Genomic DNA, 16,827 nt, shown 5'->3' with positions numbered 1-16,827 from the left:
CGTGCGCGCAAGTTGGCAACGTCGCCGCGTGATTTCCCTGGCCGACCGAGAATCTCGGGGCCGCTCACCATCGGAAGGAACACTCCACTCGTGACTCACCTGAACTGGGAGACCATCGACGACCGCGCTGTCGACACCGCCCGGATCCTGGCGGCCGACGCCGTCGAGAAGGTCGGCAACGGCCACCCCGGCACCGCGATGAGCCTCGCGCCCGCCGCCTACCTGCTGTTCCAGAAGGTCATGCGGCGCGACCCCGCCGACCACCAGTGGCTCGGACGCGACCGCTTCATCCTCTCGGCGGGCCACAGCTCGCTGACCCAGTACGTGCAGCTCTACCTCGCGGGCGACGGCCTCGAGCTCGACGACCTGAAGTCGCTGCGCACCTGGGGCTCGAAGACGCCCGGCCACCCCGAGTACGGCCACACCGACGGCGTCGAGATCACCACGGGCCCGCTCGGGCAGGGGCTCTCCTCGGCGGTGGGCTTCGCCTACGCCTCGCGCTTCGAGCGCGGCCTGTTCGACCCCGATGCCGCGGCCGGCACGAGCCCGTTCGACCACTTCGTCTACGTGGTCGCCGGCGACGGCGACCTGCAGGAGGGCGTGACCAGCGAGGCCTCCTCGCTCGCCGGCCACCAGCAGCTCGGCAACCTCGTCGTGATCTACGACTCCAACCAGATCTCGATCGAGGACGACACCAACATCGCCTTCACCGAGAACGTCGCCGAGCGCTACGCGGCCTACGGATGGCACGTGCAGACCGTCGACTGGAAGAAGACCGGCCAGTACGTCGAAGACGTCGCCGAGCTGAACGCCGCGATCGAGGCCGCCAAGGGCGAGACCTCGAAGCCGTCGATCATCATCCTCAAGACCATCATCGGCTGGCCGTCGCCCGGCAAGCAGAACTCGGGCAAGATCCACGGCTCGGCACTCGGCGCCTCGGAGTTGGCCGCCACCAAGGAGGTGCTCGGCTTCGACCCCGAGCAGACCTTCGTCGTCGCCGAAGACGTCATCGAGCACACCCGCGGCGCCCTCGAGCGCGGCGCCGCCCTCAAGGCGGAGTGGCAGGTCGGCTTCGACGCCTGGGCCGCCGCCAACCCCGAGCGCAAGCAGCTCCTCGACCGCCTCGAGGCGGGCGAGCTGCCCGAGGGCCTCGCCGACGTCCTGCCCGTGTTCGAGTCGGGCACCGAGGTGTCCACGCGTGCCGCGAGCGGCAAGGTCATCAACGCGCTCGCACCGCAGCTCCCCGAGTTCTGGGGCGGATCGGCCGACCTCGCGGAGTCGAACCTCACGACCATCAACGGGGCGGCCTCGTTCATCCCGGCCGAGTGGTCGACGCACGAGTTCTCGGGCAACCCCTACGGCCGCGTGCTGCACTTCGGCATCCGCGAGCACGCCATGGGCGCCATCCTGAACGGCATCGTCCTGCACGGAAAGACCCGCCCGTTCGGCGGCACGTTCCTGATCTTCAGCGACTACATGCGCCCCGCGGTGCGACTGGCCGCACTCATGAAGGTGCCCTCGATCTTCGTCTGGACGCACGACTCGGTCGCGCTCGGCGAAGACGGCCCGACGCACCAGCCGATCGAGCAGCTCGCGACGCTCCGCGCGATCCCCGGCTTCTCGGTCGTGCGTCCCGCCGACGCCAACGAGACCGCCGCCGCCTGGCTCGAGATCCTGAGCCGGCGCGACGCCCCTGTCGGCATCGCGCTCACGCGCCAGAACATCCCCGTGTTCCCGCGCGGCGAGGGCGAGGCTTCGGGTGACGTGTTCGCCTCGACCGCTGGCGTCGCCAAGGGCGCGTACGTGCTCGCGGATGCCGCGTCGGGCACGCCCGACGTGATCCTCATCGCCACTGGCTCCGAGGTGCAGCTGGCCGTCGCGGCCCGTGAGCAGCTCGCGGCGGAGGGCATCCAGGCGCGCGTCGTCTCGGCGCCCAGCCTCGACTGGTTCGCGGAGCAGGATGCCGCGTACCGAGAGTCGGTGCTGCCCGCAGCCGTGACCGCACGCGTGTCGGTCGAGGCCGGCGTCGCGCTCAGCTGGGCGAAGATCGTCGGCGACCGCGGTCGCTCGGTCTCGATCGAGCACTTCGGCGCGTCCGCCGACTACAAGACCCTGTTCCGCGAGTTCGGCATCACGACCGAAGCCGTCGTCGCCGCTGCCAAGGAATCGCTCGCGTCGGCCTGACGAGAGCACGAAGGAGATTCGAGAATCATGACCACCACCCCCACCGCAGACCTCTCCGCCGCCGGCGTGAGCATCTGGCTCGACGACCTCTCGCGCGAGCGCATCGCCTCGGGCGGGCTCGAGAAGCTCATCGCCGAGCGCAACGTCGTCGGCGTGACCACCAACCCGACGATCTTCGCGGGCGCCCTCACCAACGGCGCCGCCTACGCCGAGCAGGTCGCAGCGCTCGCCGCCGCAGGCGCCGACGTCGACACCGCCGTGTTCGAGATCACCACCGACGACGTGCGTGCGGCATCCGACATCTTCCGCCCGGTCTACGACGCGAGCAACGGCTACGACGGCCGCGTCTCGATCGAGGTCGCACCCGACCTCGCGCACGACACCGCGGGCACCATCGAGTCGGCCAAGGCGCTCTGGGCGAAGGTCGACCGCCCGAACGCGATGATCAAGATCCCCGCGACCGTCGAGGGCCTCGACGCGATCACGGCCGCGATCGGCGCCGGCATCAGCGTGAACGTCACGCTCATCTTCAGCCTCGACCGCTACCGGGCCGTCATCGCGGCGTACCTCGCCGGCCTCGAGATCGCGAAGGATGCGGGCATCGACCTGTCGACCATCCACTCGGTCGCGTCGTTCTTCGTGTCGCGCGTCGACTCCGAGATCGACAAGCGCCTCGAGGCCATCGGCACCGACGAGGCGCTCGCGCTCAAGAGCAAGGCCGGCGTCGCCAACGCGCAGCTGGCCTACGAGCTCTTCGAGCAGGAGTTCGCGGGCGAGCGTGCCGCGGCCCTCCTCGCGGCCGGTGCGAACAAGCAGCGCCCGCTGTGGGCCTCGACCGGCGTCAAGGACCCGTCGCTGCCCGACACGCTGTACGTGACCGGCCTCGTCGCCCAGGGCGTCGTCAACACGATGCCCGAGAAGACCCTCGAGGCGACCTTCGACCACGGCGTGGTCGAAGGCGACACCGTCACCGGCGCCTACGCCGCCGCCGGCGCCGTGCTCGACGCACTCGCCGCCGTGGGCGTCGACTACGACGACGTCACCGCGCTCCTCGAGCGCGAGGGCGTCGAGAAGTTCATCGTCTCGTGGCACGAACTCCTCGACACCGTCACCGGCGCACTGGAGGGTGCACGATGAGCTTCCGCATCGCCGTCAGCGGCGCCGCGGCCGACGCCGTGCGCGCGAACGTGCCCGGGCTCGTCGCCGACCTCGTGGCGAGCGGCATCACGGCGCAGGACCCGGCCCTCTGGGGCCCGGCGGCCGAAGAGGAGTCGGCGAAGCGCCTCGGCTGGACCGAGGCCGTCGCCATCTCCCGCCCGCTCGTCGCCGAGATCGAGGCCCTCCGCACGCAGCTCCGCGCCGAGGGCGTCGAGCACATCGTGCTCGCGGGCATGGGCGGCTCCTCGCTCGCGCCCGAGGTCATCACTCGCACCGCGCGCGTCGACCTGACGGTCCTCGACTCGACGGAGCCCGGCCAGGTGCGCGCCGCACTCGCCGATCGGCTCGCGGTCTCCGCCCTCGTCGTGTCGTCGAAGTCCGGCTCGACGGTCGAGACCGACAGCCAGCGCCGGGTCTACGAGCAGGCCTTCACCGAGGCCGGCATCGACCCGCGCTCGCGCATCGTGATCGTGACCGACCCCGGTTCGCCCCTCGACGAGTCGGCTCGCGCGGCCGGCTACCGGGTGTTCAACGCTGACCCGAACGTGGGCGGGCGCTACTCGGCCCTCACCGCGTTCGGCCTCGTGCCCTCCGGCCTCGCGGGCGTCGACATCTCCGAGATCCTCGACGAGGCCGAGACGATCGAGCTCTCGCTCGCGATCGACTCCCCCGAGAACCCCGGCCTCGTGCTCGGAGCGGCCATCGCGGCGGCGAATCCGCGTCGCGACAAGCTCGCGATCGTCGCCGACGGCACGCACATCGTCGGCTTCGCCGACTGGGCCGAGCAGCTCATCGCCGAATCGACGGGCAAGGAGGGCACCGGCATCCTCCCCGTCGTGCTCGAGGCAGACGCACCCGAGCTGTCGGGCGAGCTCCCCGACGTCCAGGTCGTGCGGATCGTGAGCGACGCCGGTGACGAGCAGCTCGTCGACGACGGCACCGACGAGATCCGCGTCTCCGGCACGCTCGGCGCGCAGCTGCTCGTGTGGGAGTACGCGACCGCGGTCGCCGGACGCCTGCTCGGCATCAACCCGTTCGACCAGCCCGACGTGGAGTCGGCCAAGATCGCGGCTCGCGGCCTGCTCGACGCACGCCCCGAGCCCACGCCCGCAGCCTTCGTGGCCGAGGGCATCGAGGTGCGCGGCACGCCCGAGGTCATCGGCGCGTCGAGCGACCTCGAGTCGGCGATCGAGGTCCTCCTCGAAGAGCTCCCGGCCGACGGCTACCTCTCGGTCCAGGCGTACGTCGATCGCGTCGCGCACCCCGAGCTCGAAGAGCTGCGTGCGCGCCTCGCGGCGCGCGCCGGCCGTCCCGTCACCTTCGGCTGGGGACCCCGGTTCCTGCACTCGACCGGGCAGTTCCACAAGGGGGGCCCCGCCGTCGGCGCGTTCCTGCAGATCACCCAGGCGGTGGCCGAGGACCTCGCGATCCCCGAGCGCCCGTTCACGTTCGGGCAGCTCATCGCCGCGCAGGCGTCCGGCGACTCGAGCGTGCTCGCCGAGCACGGGCGACCGGTGCTGACGCTCACGCTCACCGACCCGTCGGTGAACGTCGCGACGCTCTTCGACGCTATCGGCTGAGCCAGGAAGGGTCCACATGCCTCCGGCAACCATCTCCGCGGGTCACAACCCGCTTCGATCCCCGAAGGACTACCGGCTCAATCGCATCGCCGGTCCCTCGAGCCTCATCATCTTCGGCGTGACGGGCGACTTGTCGCGCAAGAAGCTGATGCCCGCCGTGTACGACCTCGCCAACCGCGGCCTGCTGCCGCCCGGATTCGCGCTCGTGGGCTTCGCCCGTCGCGACTGGGCCGACCAGGACTTCGAGAAGGTCGTGCACGACTCGGTGCGCCAGTACGCGCGCACCGAGTTCCGCGAGGACGTCTGGAAGCAGCTCGCACGCGGCATCCGCTTCGTGCAGGGCGACTTCGACGACGACGCGGCGTTCGACCGCCTGCGCGGCGTCGTGGCCGACCTCGACGCCGAGCGCGGCACCATGGGCAACCACGCGTTCTACCTGTCGATCCCGCCGAAGTCGTTCCCGCTGGTCACCGAGCAGCTCAAGCGATCCGGCCTCACCGAGCAGAAGAACGGCCAGTGGCGACGAGTCGTCATCGAGAAGCCGTTCGGCTCCGACCTGAAGTCGGCTCGCGAGCTGAACGACGTCGTCGCCTCGGTGTTCCCGCCCGACTCGGTGTTCCGCATCGACCACTACCTGGGCAAGGAGACGGTTCAGAACATCCTCGCGCTGCGGTTCGCGAACCAGCTCTACGAGCCCATCTGGAACGCGAACTACGTCGACCACGTGCAGATCACGATGGCCGAGGACATCGGCGTGGGCGGCCGTGCCGGGTACTACGACGGTATCGGCGCTGCCCGCGACGTCATCCAGAACCACCTGCTGCAGCTGCTCGCGCTGACCGCGATGGAGGAACCCATCTCGTTCGAGGCCGCCGACCTGCGCGCCGAGAAGGAGAAGATCCTCGCAGCGGTGCGCCTGCCGGAAGACCTCGCGACGGGCACCGCCCGGGGCCAGTACGCAGGCGGATGGCAGGGCGGCGAGGAGGTCATCGGCTTCCTCGATGAAGACGGCATGAACCCCGAGTCGCTCACCGAGACGTACGCGGCCATGAAGCTGACCATCGGCACCCGCCGATGGGCCGGCGTGCCGTTCTACCTCCGCGCGGGCAAGCGGCTCGGCCGCCGCGTGACCGAGATCGCCGTGGTCTTCAAGCGTGCGCCGCAGCAGCTCTTCGCCGACAGCCAGACCTCGCAGCTCGGCGAGAACGCGCTCGTGATCCGCGTGCAGCCCGACGAGGGCGTCACCATCCGCTTCGGCTCCAAGGTGCCGGGCGCGGGCATGCAGGTGCGCGACGTCACCATGGACTTCGGCTACGGCCACGCCTTCACCGAGGCGAGCCCCGAGGCCTACGAGCGGCTCATCCTCGACGTGCTGCTCGGCGACCCGCCGCTGTTCCCCCGTCAGGAGGAGGTCGAGCTCTCCTGGAAGATCCTCGACCCGATCGAGGAGTTCTGGTCCACGCAGGGCCAGCCCGAACAGTACCGCCCCGGCACGTGGGGGCCGTCGTCCGCCGACGCCCTGCTCGCCCGCGACGGCCGAACCTGGAGGCGCCCGTGATCGTCGACCTGCCCGACACCACCACCAGCAAGGTCTCGAAGGCGCTCGTCAAGATCCGCGAGGAGAACGGCGTCGTCGCGCTCGGACGTGTGCTGACGCTCGTCATCGCCACCACGCCCGGCGTCGAGGAGGAGGCCATCGAGGCCGCCAACGACGCGTCGCGCGAGCACCCGATGCGCGTCATCGTCGTCTCCTCCGATCCCGATGAGGCCGACGGCGTCGCACCGCGTCTCGATGCGGAGATCCGCGTCGGCGGCGACGCGGGCGCGAGCGAGGTCATCGTGCTCCGCGCCCACGGCCCGGTCGCGCACGACGAGGAGAGCCTCGTCATGGCGCTGCTGCTGCCCGACGCCCCGGTGGTCACCTGGTGGCCGAGCGTGGCGCCCGCGGTGCCGGGCACCTCGCCGCTCGGCCGCATCGCCCAGCGACGGATCACGGATGCCTCGAGCCAGCCGGATCCGCAGGCGGCCCTCCGGGCGCTCGTCGACAGCTACACGCCGGGCGACGCCGATTTCGCGTGGACGCGCCTCACGCTGTGGCGCGCCCAGCTCGCGGCGGTGCTCGACCAGCCCCCGTTCGCCCCTGTCACCCGGGTGCACGTCACGGGCGCCGCCGACTCGCCGTCCACGACGCTCCTCGCGGCGTGGCTGCAGCTGCAGCTGGATGCCCCGACTGGGTACGTCCTCACGGACGTGTCCGAGGGCTCGCACGGCATCCACGGCGTCACGCTCGAGCGCGAGACCGGCGTGATCGAGCTCACGCGCGACCAGCCCGGTGTCGCCACCCTCCGCCAGCCCGGGCAGCCGTTGCACGACGTGGCCCTGCCCCGCCGCAACCTCCGGGACTGCCTCGCCGACGAGCTCCGTCGTCTCGACCCCGATGAGCTGTACGGTGAAGTCATCAGGAGCGGCCTCGCGCTGCTCAGCGAGCCCGAGGCCGAGGGAGCCCCCGCATGACGAACGAACGCCGAGTACTGGTGCACCCCGACAAGGGGTCGCTGGCCAGTTCGGTGGCGGCACGGTTCATCACGAAGATGCTCGACATCCTCGACGACCAGCCGATCGCGCACGTCGTGCTCACGGGCGGTTCGATGGCGGGTGCGGTGCTCGAATCCGTCGCCTCCTCCCCCGCCCGCACGAGCATCGACTGGTCGCGCGTGCACTTCTGGTGGGGCGACGAGCGCTGGGTTCCGGCCGGCAGTGAGGATCGCAACGACTGGATCGCCGATCGCGCGCTGCTCGACGACCTCGACATCCCCGACGCGAACGTGCACCGGTTCCCGGCGTCGGACTCGGGCATCTCGCTCGACGACGCCGCGGTCGCGTTCGAGGCCGAGCTCTCCGAGTTCGGCGGCGACGGCGGCGACGCGCCGTCGTTCGACATCACGTTCCTCGGCGTCGGACCCGACGGCCACATCGCGTCGCTGTTCCCGCATCGCTCCGGGATCCAGGTCACCGATCGCACGGTCATCGCGGTGCGCGACTCCCCCAAGCCGCCGCCCGAGCGACTGAGCCTCACCCGCCCCGTGCTCAATGCGTCCCAGCGCGTCTGGTTCGTGCTGTCCGGGGCGGACAAGGCGTCGGCCCTGGGGCTCGCCCTCGCGGGCGCCAGCCGCGACGAGGTGCCCGTGGCGGGCATCAAGGGCCGCCGTCGCACGGTGTTCTTCGTGGATTCGGATGCCGCAGCAGAGGTTCCCGAGGAGCTCATCGCGCGCGACTACTGAGATCGTGCTTCGTGCCTCGCGCACGAAGAAGGGGCGAGCCGTTCGGCTCGCCCCTTCTTCGTGTGTGCGGACGTCGTGCGACGTCGTCGGTCGACTACTCCTTGGGAGCCTGACCGCGGCGCGTGCGCAGCTGCGTCAATGCCTCTTCGAGGAGCGCGGCGGCTTCTTCGTCGCTGCGGCGTTCCTTGACGTAGGCGAGGTGCGTCTTGTACGGCTCGAGCTTGGAGACCGACGGCGGGTTCTCCTTGTCGCGGCCGGCCGGCAGACCCGTGGACGGGCTGTCGATGACCTCGGGGATCTCCTCTTCGGGCAGGCTCGCCGCGAAGTACCGCACGGTCTCGTTGCCCTGGGCATCCCAGTAGCTCACGGCGACGCGGTCGGCGTGGAAGCCGCGATCCTGCTCGCCCATGGGGCCGGCGCCGACGCGCGAGCCACGGATGGCGCTGTTTCCGGAAGCCATGTCAGATCCCCGAGTCGAACTTCGTGATCAGGCCGAGGATGACGATGCACGTCACCCACACGAGACCGAGGATCACGGTGATGCGATTGAGGTTGCGCTCGGCAACGCCGGAGGCGCCGAGGCTGGACGTGACGCCGCCGCCGAACATGTCGGACAGACCGCCGCCGCGGCCCTTGTGCAGGAGGATGAGCAGCGTCAGCAGGAGGCTCGTGATACCGAGCAGAACCTGCAGCACGACCTGGAGAATCTCCACGGTGAACCTTTCCGGGCACGACGAGGGGGGTCGGTGCCGATATACGAGTATAGCGGGAGCGAACGCGCGGGGCCGGAGACACGCGTCTCAGGCCCCGCGCGGTGTCGGGATCAGGCCCCGACGTGCTTCTTGAACCGGACGATGCTCGAGAACTCGTCGATGTCGAGGCTCGCACCGCCCACGAGCGCACCGTCGACGTTGGGCTCGCGCAGGAACGAGGCGATGTTCGCCGCCTTCACCGACCCGCCGTAGAGCACGCGCGTCGCAGCGGCCACGTCTTCTCCGAACAGTTCGCGGAGCACGCCGCGGAGCGCCTCGCAGACCTGCTCGGCCTGCTGTGGCGTCGCCGCCTGGCCCGAACCGATCGCCCAGACGGGCTCGTACGCGATGACGAGCCCCTTCGAGCCGTCGACGCCCTCGAGGGCCGCTCGCAGCTGCGCGACGGGCACGGCGCTCGGGCCGTGCGCCTCGAGGTCTTCGGCCGTCTCGCCCACGCACAGCACGGGCACGATGCCGTGGCGGTGGGCCGCGAGCACCTTGGCGTTCACGTCGGCGTCGGTCTCGCCGTGCAGCGTGCGACGTTCGGAGTGCCCGATGATCACGTACGCGCACTCGAGCTTCGCGAGGAACGCCCCCGAGATCTCGCCCGTGTACGCGCCCGAGTCGTGAGCCGAGACATCCTGCGCGCCGTAGGCGATGGGCAGGTTGTCGGCCGCGATGAGCGTCTGCACCGAGCGGATGTCGGTGAACGGCGGGAAGACCGCGACCTCGGCGTCTGCCGGGTCGTGCTTCGCGTCCTTCAGCGACCACGCGAGCTTCTGCGTGAATGCGACCGCCTGCAGGTGGTCGAGGTTCATCTTCCAGTTGCCTGCGATGAACGGGGTGCGCTTCACTGCCATCCGAGGACCTCCAGTCCGGGGAGCTTCTTGCCCTCGAGGAACTCGAGGCTTGCGCCTCCGCCCGTCGAGATGTGACCGAACTGGTCGTCTGAGAATCCGAGCTGACGCACGGCCGCGGCCGAGTCGCCTCCGCCGACGACGCTGAGTCCGTCGACCTCGGTGAGCGCCTGGGCGACCGCACGGGTGCCGGCGGCGAAGGGCGCGAGCTCGAACACGCCCATCGGGCCGTTCCAGAACACCGTCTTCGACCCGCGGATGTGCTCGGCGAAGACCGCTGCCGTCTCGGGCCCGATGTCGAGTCCGAGGCCCGAGGCGCCGAACGGCGTCTCCTCGATCGCATCGGCGGCGGCGACCACGTGGTCGGCCTCCGCCGAGAACGACGCCGCCACGACGACATCCGTCGGGAGCACGATCGAGACGCCGCGCTCGGCGGCTTCGGCGAGGTAGCCCCGCACGGTCTCGATCTGGTCGGCTTCGAGCAGGCTCGAGCCGACCTTGTGGCCCTGGGCCGCGAGGAAGGTGAACAGCATTCCGCCGCCGATGAGCAGGGTGTCCACCCTGGGCAGCAGGTGCGCGATCACGCCGAGCTTGTCGGACACCTTCGAGCCGCCGAGCACGACCGCGTAGGGGCGCTCGGGGTTCTCGGTGAGGCGGTCGAGCACGTCGAGCTCGGAGGCGATGAGCAGGCCCGCCGCGCTCGGACGCAGCTCTTCGAGCTCGAAGACGCTCGCCTGCTTGCGGTGCACGACGCCGAAGCCGTCGGAGACGACGGCGTCGGCGAAGTTCGCGAGCTGTTCTGCGAATGCGGTGCGCTCGGCGACGTCCTTCGAGGTCTCGCCCGGGTTGAAGCGGAGGTTCTCGAGCACGAGGATCTCGCCGTCGGCCAGGGCCTCGACCTTGGCCGCGGCATCCGCGCCGACGGTGTCGGTCGCGAACGCCACCGGCACGTCGACGAGCTCGCCGAGGCGGGCGGCGACGGGCGCGAGGCTGTACTTCGCGTCGGGAGCGCCTTCGGGGCGGCCGAGGTGGGAGACCACGACCACGCGCGCCCCCTGGTCGGTCAGCGCGGTGAGTGTCGGCAGCGACGCCCGAACACGACCGTCGTCCGTGATGACCCCGTCCTTGAGAGGAACGTTGAGGTCACAACGGACGACGATGCGCGTTCCGGCGAGCGAACCGAGGCTATCGATCGTTCGCAGGGTCACGATGTCCCGATTCAGAGACGTTCGGCGACGTACTCGGTGAGGTCGACGAGACGGTTGGAGTAACCCCACTCGTTGTCGTACCAGCTCGAGAGCTTCACCTGGTTGCCGATGACGCGAACGAGGCCCGCGTCGAAGATCGACGAGTGCGGGTCGGTGACGATGTCGCTCGACACGATCTCGTCTTCGGTGTACTTGAGGATGCCCTTCATGGGACCCTCGGCGGCGGCCTTGTAGGCGGCCTTGATCTCGTCGACCGTGACCGGGTTCGGCGTCGTGACCGTGAGGTCGGTGATCGAACCGGTGGGAACGGGCACGCGGAGCGCGAAGCCGTCGAGCTTGCCGATGAGCTCGGGCAGCACGAGGCCGATGGCCTTCGCCGCACCGGTCGAGGTCGGGACGATGTTCACGGCGGCCGCACGCGCACGACGGAGGTCCTTGTGGGGGCCGTCCTGCAGGTTCTGGTCGGCCGTGTAGGCGTGCACCGTGGTCATGAGGCCGTGCTCGATGCCGAAGGCGTCGTTGAACACCTTGGCGAGCGGCGCGAGGCAGTTCGTGGTGCACGAGGCGTTCGAGATGATGTGGTGCGTCGCGGGGTCGTACTCGTGCTCGTTGACGCCCATGACGAACGTGGCGTCCTCGTCGGTCGCCGGAGCCGAGATCAGCACCTTCTTGGCGCCGGCCTCGATGTGCTTGCGCGCATCGGCGGCCTTCGTGAAGAAGCCGGTCGACTCGATGACGATGTCGACGCCGAGCTCGCCCCAGGGCAGGTTGGCGGGGTCGCGCTCGGCGAACGCCTTGATCGCGGTGCCGTTGACGATGATGTTGTCGTCGTCGTAGTCGACCGTCGCGTCGAGGCGGCCCGTGATCGAGTCGTACTTCAGCAGGTGTGCGAGCGTCTTGTTGTCGGTGAGGTCGTTGACCGCGACGATCTCGAGGTCTGCGCCCTGGGCGAGGGCTGCACGGAAGTAATTGCGGCCGATGCGGCCGAAGCCGTTGATGCCGATCTTTACAGACACGGATCTCTCCTGATGTGACGGTGCGCGAGCGCGCGTTGTTTGGGAAGATTCGGACAACGGTGTCCTCGGACGATGCCCGAGGACACCGTCACGATTACGACAGTAGCAGCAGCCCTGAGGTCTTCTCGTTTGCTGCGGCGAAGCGCAGCTGCACGTTGTCCCAGTCCGCGATCGTCCAGAACGCCTTGACGTAGTCGGCGCGCACGTTGCGGTAGTCGAGGTAGTACGCGTGCTCCCACACGTCGAGCATCAGCAGCGGAACGATGCCGGCCGGGAGGTTGCCCTGCTGGTCGAAGAACTGCACGATGATCAGGCGCTGGCCGAGCGAATCCCAGGCGAGCACGGCCCAGCCAGAGCCCTGCACGCCGAGGGCGGTCGCGGTGAAGTGCGCCTGGAAGGCGTCGAAGGAGCCGAACTGGTCGTCGATCGCGGCCGCGAGCTCGCCGGTGGGCTTGTCGCCGCCGTTCGGCGAGAGGTTGGTCCAGAAGATCGAGTGGTTGATGTGACCGCCGAGGTTGAACGCGAGGTCCTTCTCGAGCTTGTTCACATTCGCGAGGTTGCCCGTCTCGCGCGCCTCGGCGAGCTGCGCGAGGGCGGTGTTCGCACCCGTCACGTACGCCTGGTGGTGCTTCGAGTGGTGCAGCTCCATGATGGTGCCGCTGATCGCCGGCTCGAGCGCCGAGTAGTCGTAGGCGAGATCGGGCAGGGTGTAGTCAGCCATTGCTTCTCCTTGTCAGATGCCGGGCGTTCCGGGCCTCTGCCCGGTGTTCCGCGGCTGCGCCTTCGAGTCTATGCCCGCTGCTCGGCCCCACCACCCGGGTTGACGTCCGATGACACCCGGCTCCGGGCGCGCGACGGGTCGACGGAACGACGGATGCCGCGGCATCCGTCGAATCGATCGGCGAAGGCCTAGACGTCGTCGAGGTCGGCCGGCAGGCTCGCCTCGGTGCCGGGCACGCCGAGGGCCGCAGCCCGGGTGTCGGCCATGGCGAGCAGGCGCCGGATGCGTCCGGCCACGGCGTCCTTCGTCATGGGCGGGTCGGCGTGGTGGCCGAGCTCGTCGAGGCTCGCGTCGCGGTGGGCGAGCCGCAGCTCCCCCGCGTACTTGAGGTGCTCCGGGATGTCGTCGCCCAGCAGTTCCATCGCCCGCTCGACGCGCGCGCAGGCGGCGACCGCGGCCTGCGCGGATCGGCGCAGGTTGGCGTCGTCGAAGTTCACGAGCCGGTTCGCCGTGGCGCGCACCTCGCGACGCTGGCGCAGCTCCTCCCAGTTGCGCACCGTGCCGCTGGCACCCATGAGCGAGAGCATCGAGCTGATCGCCTCGCCGTCGCGGATGACGACCCGGTGCACTCCGCGCACCTCGCGAGCCTTCGCCGAGATGCCGAGCCGCCCGGCCGCGCCGACGAGCGCCATGGCCGTCTCGTTGCCGGGGCACGTGATCTCGAGCGCGGCCGAACGGCCGGGGTCGGTGAGGCTGCCGTGCGCGAGGAACGCACCCCGCCACACGGCCGCGACCTCGTCGCGCGAGCCGGTCGTCAGCTTGTTCGGCAGTCCGCGCACCGGTCGCCTGCGAGCGTCGAGCAGCCCGGTCTGGCGCGCGAGCGTCTCGCCGCCGTCGAGCACCCGCAGCAGGAACTGGTTCGAGCGGCGGATGCCCGACGGTGCGATGACCGAGACGTCGGGGCGCACGCCGTAGAGTTCGCCGAGGTCGCGTGTGACGCGCTTCGCCGTCGTCGGCGAATCGAGTTCGGCCTCGATCGCGATCCGACCCGAGATGATGTGCAGTCCGCCCGCGAAACGCAGCACGGAGGCCAACTCGGCCGCGCGGACACTCGTCTTCGACACCTCGACGCGTGCCAGTTCTTCTTTCACATCCGCGGTCAATGCCACCTCGTGATCCTTCCTGTGGGTGGATGCGCGGGCGTGATGCCCTGCGCGTCATGAACGATGCGGACGCTCACTCGCGTCCGAGGTCGCGATGGCGGACGCTGACGGCGATGTCGGGGAACGCCTCGAGTCGGGCGGCCAGCTCTCGAACGATCGCCACCGAGCGGTGCTTCCCGCCCGTGCATCCGATCGCGATCGTGGCGTGCCCCTTGTTCTCGCGTTGGTAGCCGCTCAGCACCGGTTGCAGCGCGGCGACGTAGGCGTCGATGAACTCCTGGGCACCCTGCTGGTGGAGCACGTACTCGGCGACGGCGGGATCCTCGCCGGTGAGGTTCCGCAGCTCGCCGATCCAGAAGGGATTCGGGAGGAACCGGGCGTCGGCGACGAGGTCGGCGTCCGTCGGCAGCCCGTACTTGAAGCCGAAGCTGAGCAGCGTGACCCGGACGCCGGCCCTGCCGGCCTCGGCGAAGGTCTCGGTCGTGAGCGTGGCGAGCTGGTGGATGTTGAGCTCCGACGTGTCGACGACGAGGTCTGCGGCCTCGCGCAGCTCGGCGAGGCGCGAGCGTTCGGCGCCGATGCCGTCGAGGAGCGTGCCGTTGCCCTGCAACGGATGCGGGCGCCGCACGGCCTCGAAGCGGCGCACGAGCACCGCGTCGGTGGCGTCGAGGAACACGACTCGGACGTTGACGCCGGTTCGGAGCGCCTGGATGATCTCGCGCAGCTCGGCGAAGAAGTCGCGGCCCCGGATGTCGACGACCGCGGCGATGCGGGGCAACGAGGCACCGGCGCGTTCGACGAGCTCGACGAGCGGGCGCAGCATCTGGGGCGGCAGGTTGTCGACGACGTACCAGCCGAGGTCCTCGAGGGCGTTCCCGACGGTCGAGCGGCCGGCTCCCGACATGCCGGTGACGATGAGCATCTCCTGCTCGAACTCGGTTGCCATCGCCCCGATCTCACCTTCCCCCATGTCGAGCAACCAGCCTATCGGGGTTGGGCCTCGGCACCGGCGTGCAGCTCGCCGTGCACGACCGCGGCCAGTGTCGGACCGAAGCCGTCGACGGTCGAGATCTCGTCGACGGATGCCGCGCGCAGGCGCTTCACCGAGCCGAAGTGCCGGAGCAGGACCTTGATGCGGGTCGGCCCGAGCCCCGGGATCTCGGCGAGCACCGACGAGATGTCGCGCTTGCGGCGCTGGCGTTGGTGCGTGATGGCGAACCGGTGCGCCTCGTCGCGGACGCGCTGGAACAGGAAGAGCGCGTCGCTGTTGCGCGGGAGGATCACCGGGTAGTCGGAGTCGGGGGTCCAGATCTCCTCGAGTCGCTTCGCGATGCCGCAGAGGTAGATGCCCTCGACTCCGGACTCGGCGAGGGCCCTGGCCGCGGCAGCCACCTGCGGCTCGCCGCCGTCGACGACGAGCAGGTTCGGCCGGTACGAGAACTTGGAGCGACGAGCGCCCTCGACCGGGGCCGCTTCATCGGTGCCCGTGCCGGCCGGGGTCGCCTCCGGCACCCGGGATTCCTCGGGCGAGGCGAGGTACGCGAGCCGTCGGGTGAGCACCTGGTGGATGGAGTCGGTGTCGTCGGTCGACTCGGGGATCGTGAACCTGCGGTACTCGTCTTTGCGGGGCAGGCCGTCTTCGAAGACGACCATGGATGCCACGATGTTCGTGCCGCTCAAGTGCGAGACGTCGAAGCACTCGATGCGCAGCGGGGCATCCGCCATGCCGAGCGCCTCCTGGATGTCCTCGAGTGCGCGCGAACGCGTCGTGAAGTCGGCGCTCCGACGCGTCTTGTAGAGCATCAGGGACTGCTTGGCGTTCTGCGTCGCCGTCGCGAGCAGGGCCGCCTTGTCGCCACGCTGGGCAGCCCGCAGCCGGACCTTGCGCCCGGCGCGCTCGGCGAGCCACGTCTCGAGCGCCGCCGCGTCGTCGGGCAGCTCGGGCACGACGACCTCGCGCGGCGGCGTCAACTGCCCGCCGTACGCGTTCTGCACGACCGAGTCGACGAGCTCGCCGATCGGGACGTCGAGCTCCTTGTCGACGGTCCACGAATGCACTCCGCGCACGCGTCCGCCCCGCACGATGAAGATCTGCACTGCGGCGGCGAGCTCGTCGTGATCGATGCCGAACACGTCGACGTCGACGTCGTCGCGCAGCACGACGGCGCTCTTCTCGAAGAATTCGGTCGCGGCCTGCAGCTGATCGCGCCGACGGGCCGCGGTCTCGTACTCGAACGCGGCCGAGGCCTGGAGCATCTGCTGCGAGAGCTCGTCGACGATGCGGCGATCCTGGTTCGTCATGAACGACACGAACCGGTCGACGTTGGCGCGGTGCTCCTCGATGCCGACCCGACCCGAGCAGGGGCCGAAGCACCGCCCGATCTGGCCGGCGAAGCACGGTCGACCCGTCGCCATCGCCCGACGGTAGTCGGAGTCCTTGCAGGTGCGGATCGGGAAGAGCTTCAGCAGCAGTTCGAGGGTCTCGTTGACCGCCCAGACCTTCGGGTACGGACCGAAGTAGCGCGCACCGGGGATGCCGCTCCGACGGGTGACGATCGCACGCGGCGCTTCATCGGCGAGGGTGACCGCGAGGTACGGATACGACTTGTCGTCGCGGTACTTCACGTTGAACGGCGGATCGAACTCCTTGATCCAGGTGTACTCGAGCTGGAGCGCTTCGACGTCGTTGCCGACGACGGTCCATTCGACGGAGGCGGCCGTCGTGACCATGCGCCGCGTCCGCTCGTGCAGCGTGCGAAGTGGCGCGAAGTAGTTGGAGAGCCGGGCACGGAGGTTCTTGGCCTTGCCCACGTAGAGCACACGACGGTCGGCATCGCGGAACCGGTAGACGCCCGGCGCGGTCGGGATCTCCCCCGCCTTCGGGCGGTAGGCGAGCGCGTCGGCCAT

At 69.9% G+C, this 16,827-nt stretch carries 15 protein-coding genes; 6 read left to right on the top strand and 9 right to left on the bottom strand.

What is annotated here, in order from left to right:
• The first annotated feature begins 90 nt into the window (after positions 1 to 90).
• From tkt to pgl, 6 genes are read left to right on the top strand one after another with little or no spacing between them, the layout of a single operon-like run.
• Positions 91 to 2,184, top strand: a complete 2,094-nt coding sequence (gene tkt, locus BM342_RS10810; RefSeq protein ID WP_092965585.1) for a transketolase — start codon at positions 91 to 93, stop codon at positions 2,182 to 2,184.
• A gap of 27 nt (positions 2,185 to 2,211) precedes the next feature.
• The gene (gene tal, locus BM342_RS10805) at positions 2,212 to 3,321 is read left to right on the top strand and encodes a transaldolase (protein ID WP_177232136.1); all 1,110 of its coding nucleotides are present in this window, start codon (positions 2,212 to 2,214) and stop codon (positions 3,319 to 3,321) included.
• The gene (locus BM342_RS10800; RefSeq protein ID WP_092965583.1) at positions 3,318 to 4,922 is read left to right on the top strand and encodes a glucose-6-phosphate isomerase; all 1,605 of its coding nucleotides are present in this window, start codon (positions 3,318 to 3,320) and stop codon (positions 4,920 to 4,922) included. The genes tal and BM342_RS10800 overlap by 4 nt, the downstream gene beginning before the upstream one ends.
• 16 nt (positions 4,923 to 4,938) lie before the next feature.
• Complete coding sequence (gene zwf, locus BM342_RS10795; RefSeq protein WP_092965581.1) at positions 4,939 to 6,480, top strand: glucose-6-phosphate dehydrogenase; 1,542 nt, start codon at positions 4,939 to 4,941, stop codon at positions 6,478 to 6,480.
• Positions 6,477 to 7,436 carry a glucose-6-phosphate dehydrogenase assembly protein OpcA gene (locus BM342_RS10790; protein ID WP_092966803.1) on the top strand — a complete coding sequence of 320 codons (960 nt, stop codon included), beginning with the start codon at positions 6,477 to 6,479 and terminating at the stop codon, positions 7,434 to 7,436. The genes zwf and BM342_RS10790 overlap by 4 nt, the downstream gene beginning before the upstream one ends.
• Positions 7,433 to 8,203, top strand: a complete 771-nt coding sequence (gene pgl, locus BM342_RS10785; RefSeq protein ID WP_092965578.1) for a 6-phosphogluconolactonase — start codon at positions 7,433 to 7,435, stop codon at positions 8,201 to 8,203. Before BM342_RS10790 ends, pgl begins: the two co-directional genes overlap by 4 nt.
• Positions 8,204 to 8,297: 94 nt before the next feature.
• On the opposite strand, the gene BM342_RS10780 is transcribed toward pgl, so the two are convergent.
• The 9 genes from BM342_RS10780 to uvrC all read right to left on the bottom strand — a co-directional run bounded on the left by BM342_RS10780 (position 8,298) and on the right by uvrC (position 16,827).
• Entirely contained in the window at positions 8,298 to 8,663 is a 366-nt protein-coding gene (locus tag BM342_RS10780) for an RNA polymerase-binding protein RbpA (RefSeq protein WP_092965576.1), read from the bottom strand.
• A 1-nt stretch (position 8,664) separates the two neighbouring features.
• Positions 8,665 to 8,916, bottom strand: a complete 252-nt coding sequence (gene secG / locus BM342_RS10775; RefSeq protein ID WP_055857657.1) for a preprotein translocase subunit SecG — start codon at positions 8,914 to 8,916, stop codon at positions 8,665 to 8,667.
• Between the two features lie 110 nt (positions 8,917 to 9,026).
• The gene (gene tpiA / locus BM342_RS10770) at positions 9,027 to 9,815 is read right to left on the bottom strand and encodes a triose-phosphate isomerase (protein WP_092965574.1); all 789 of its coding nucleotides are present in this window, start codon (positions 9,813 to 9,815) and stop codon (positions 9,027 to 9,029) included.
• Positions 9,806 to 11,020, bottom strand: coding sequence for a phosphoglycerate kinase (gene pgk / locus BM342_RS10765; protein WP_092965572.1), 1,215 nt, complete (start codon positions 11,018 to 11,020; stop codon positions 9,806 to 9,808). Before pgk ends, tpiA begins: the two co-directional genes overlap by 10 nt.
• An 11-nt stretch (positions 11,021 to 11,031) precedes the next feature.
• Entirely contained in the window at positions 11,032 to 12,036 is a 1,005-nt protein-coding gene (gene gap, locus BM342_RS10760; RefSeq protein ID WP_092965570.1) for a type I glyceraldehyde-3-phosphate dehydrogenase, read from the bottom strand.
• A 94-nt stretch (positions 12,037 to 12,130) separates the two neighbouring features.
• The gene (locus BM342_RS10755) at positions 12,131 to 12,757 is read right to left on the bottom strand and encodes a superoxide dismutase (RefSeq protein ID WP_092965568.1); all 627 of its coding nucleotides are present in this window, start codon (positions 12,755 to 12,757) and stop codon (positions 12,131 to 12,133) included.
• Between the two features lie 188 nt (positions 12,758 to 12,945).
• On the bottom strand, positions 12,946 to 13,926 hold the full coding sequence (gene whiA / locus BM342_RS10750) for a DNA-binding protein WhiA (RefSeq protein ID WP_092965566.1): 981 nt from the start codon (positions 13,924 to 13,926) through the stop codon (positions 12,946 to 12,948).
• 67 nt (positions 13,927 to 13,993) lie between these two features.
• Positions 13,994 to 14,866 carry an RNase adapter RapZ gene (rapZ, locus tag BM342_RS10745; protein WP_092965564.1) on the bottom strand — a complete coding sequence of 291 codons (873 nt, stop codon included), beginning with the start codon at positions 14,864 to 14,866 and terminating at the stop codon, positions 13,994 to 13,996.
• Between the two features lie 38 nt (positions 14,867 to 14,904).
• Positions 14,905 to 16,827 carry an excinuclease ABC subunit UvrC gene (gene uvrC / locus BM342_RS10740; protein WP_092965562.1) on the bottom strand — a complete coding sequence of 641 codons (1,923 nt, stop codon included), beginning with the start codon at positions 16,825 to 16,827 and terminating at the stop codon, positions 14,905 to 14,907.

This window comes from Agromyces sp. CF514 (assembly GCF_900113185.1).
In the GTDB taxonomy this organism is placed as follows: domain Bacteria; phylum Actinomycetota; class Actinomycetes; order Actinomycetales; family Microbacteriaceae; genus Agromyces.
The sequence above is the reverse complement of the archived record's forward strand: the minus strand, read 5'-3'. Positions and strand labels throughout refer to the sequence as shown.

Bases quoted from the DNA above. Each gene is read 5' to 3' on its own strand.
- rapZ (WP_092965564.1), bottom strand. From the start codon at position 14,866: ATGGCAACCGAGTTCGAGCAGGAGATGCTCATCGTCACCGGCATGTCG.
- tal (WP_177232136.1), top strand. From the start codon at position 2,212: ATGACCACCACCCCCACCGCAGACCTCTCCGCCGCCGGCGTGAGCATC.
- pgl (WP_092965578.1), top strand. From the start codon at position 7,433: ATGACGAACGAACGCCGAGTACTGGTGCACCCCGACAAGGGGTCGCTG.
- uvrC (WP_092965562.1), bottom strand. From the start codon at position 16,827: ATGGCCGACGCGCTCGCCTACCGCCCGAAGGCGGGGGAGATCCCGACC.
- zwf (WP_092965581.1), top strand. From the start codon at position 4,939: ATGCCTCCGGCAACCATCTCCGCGGGTCACAACCCGCTTCGATCCCCG.
- BM342_RS10800 (WP_092965583.1), top strand. From the start codon at position 3,318: ATGAGCTTCCGCATCGCCGTCAGCGGCGCCGCGGCCGACGCCGTGCGC.
- tpiA (WP_092965574.1), bottom strand. From the start codon at position 9,815: ATGGCAGTGAAGCGCACCCCGTTCATCGCAGGCAACTGGAAGATGAAC.
- BM342_RS10780 (WP_092965576.1), bottom strand. From the start codon at position 8,663: ATGGCTTCCGGAAACAGCGCCATCCGTGGCTCGCGCGTCGGCGCCGGC.
- BM342_RS10755 (WP_092965568.1), bottom strand. From the start codon at position 12,757: ATGGCTGACTACACCCTGCCCGATCTCGCCTACGACTACTCGGCGCTC.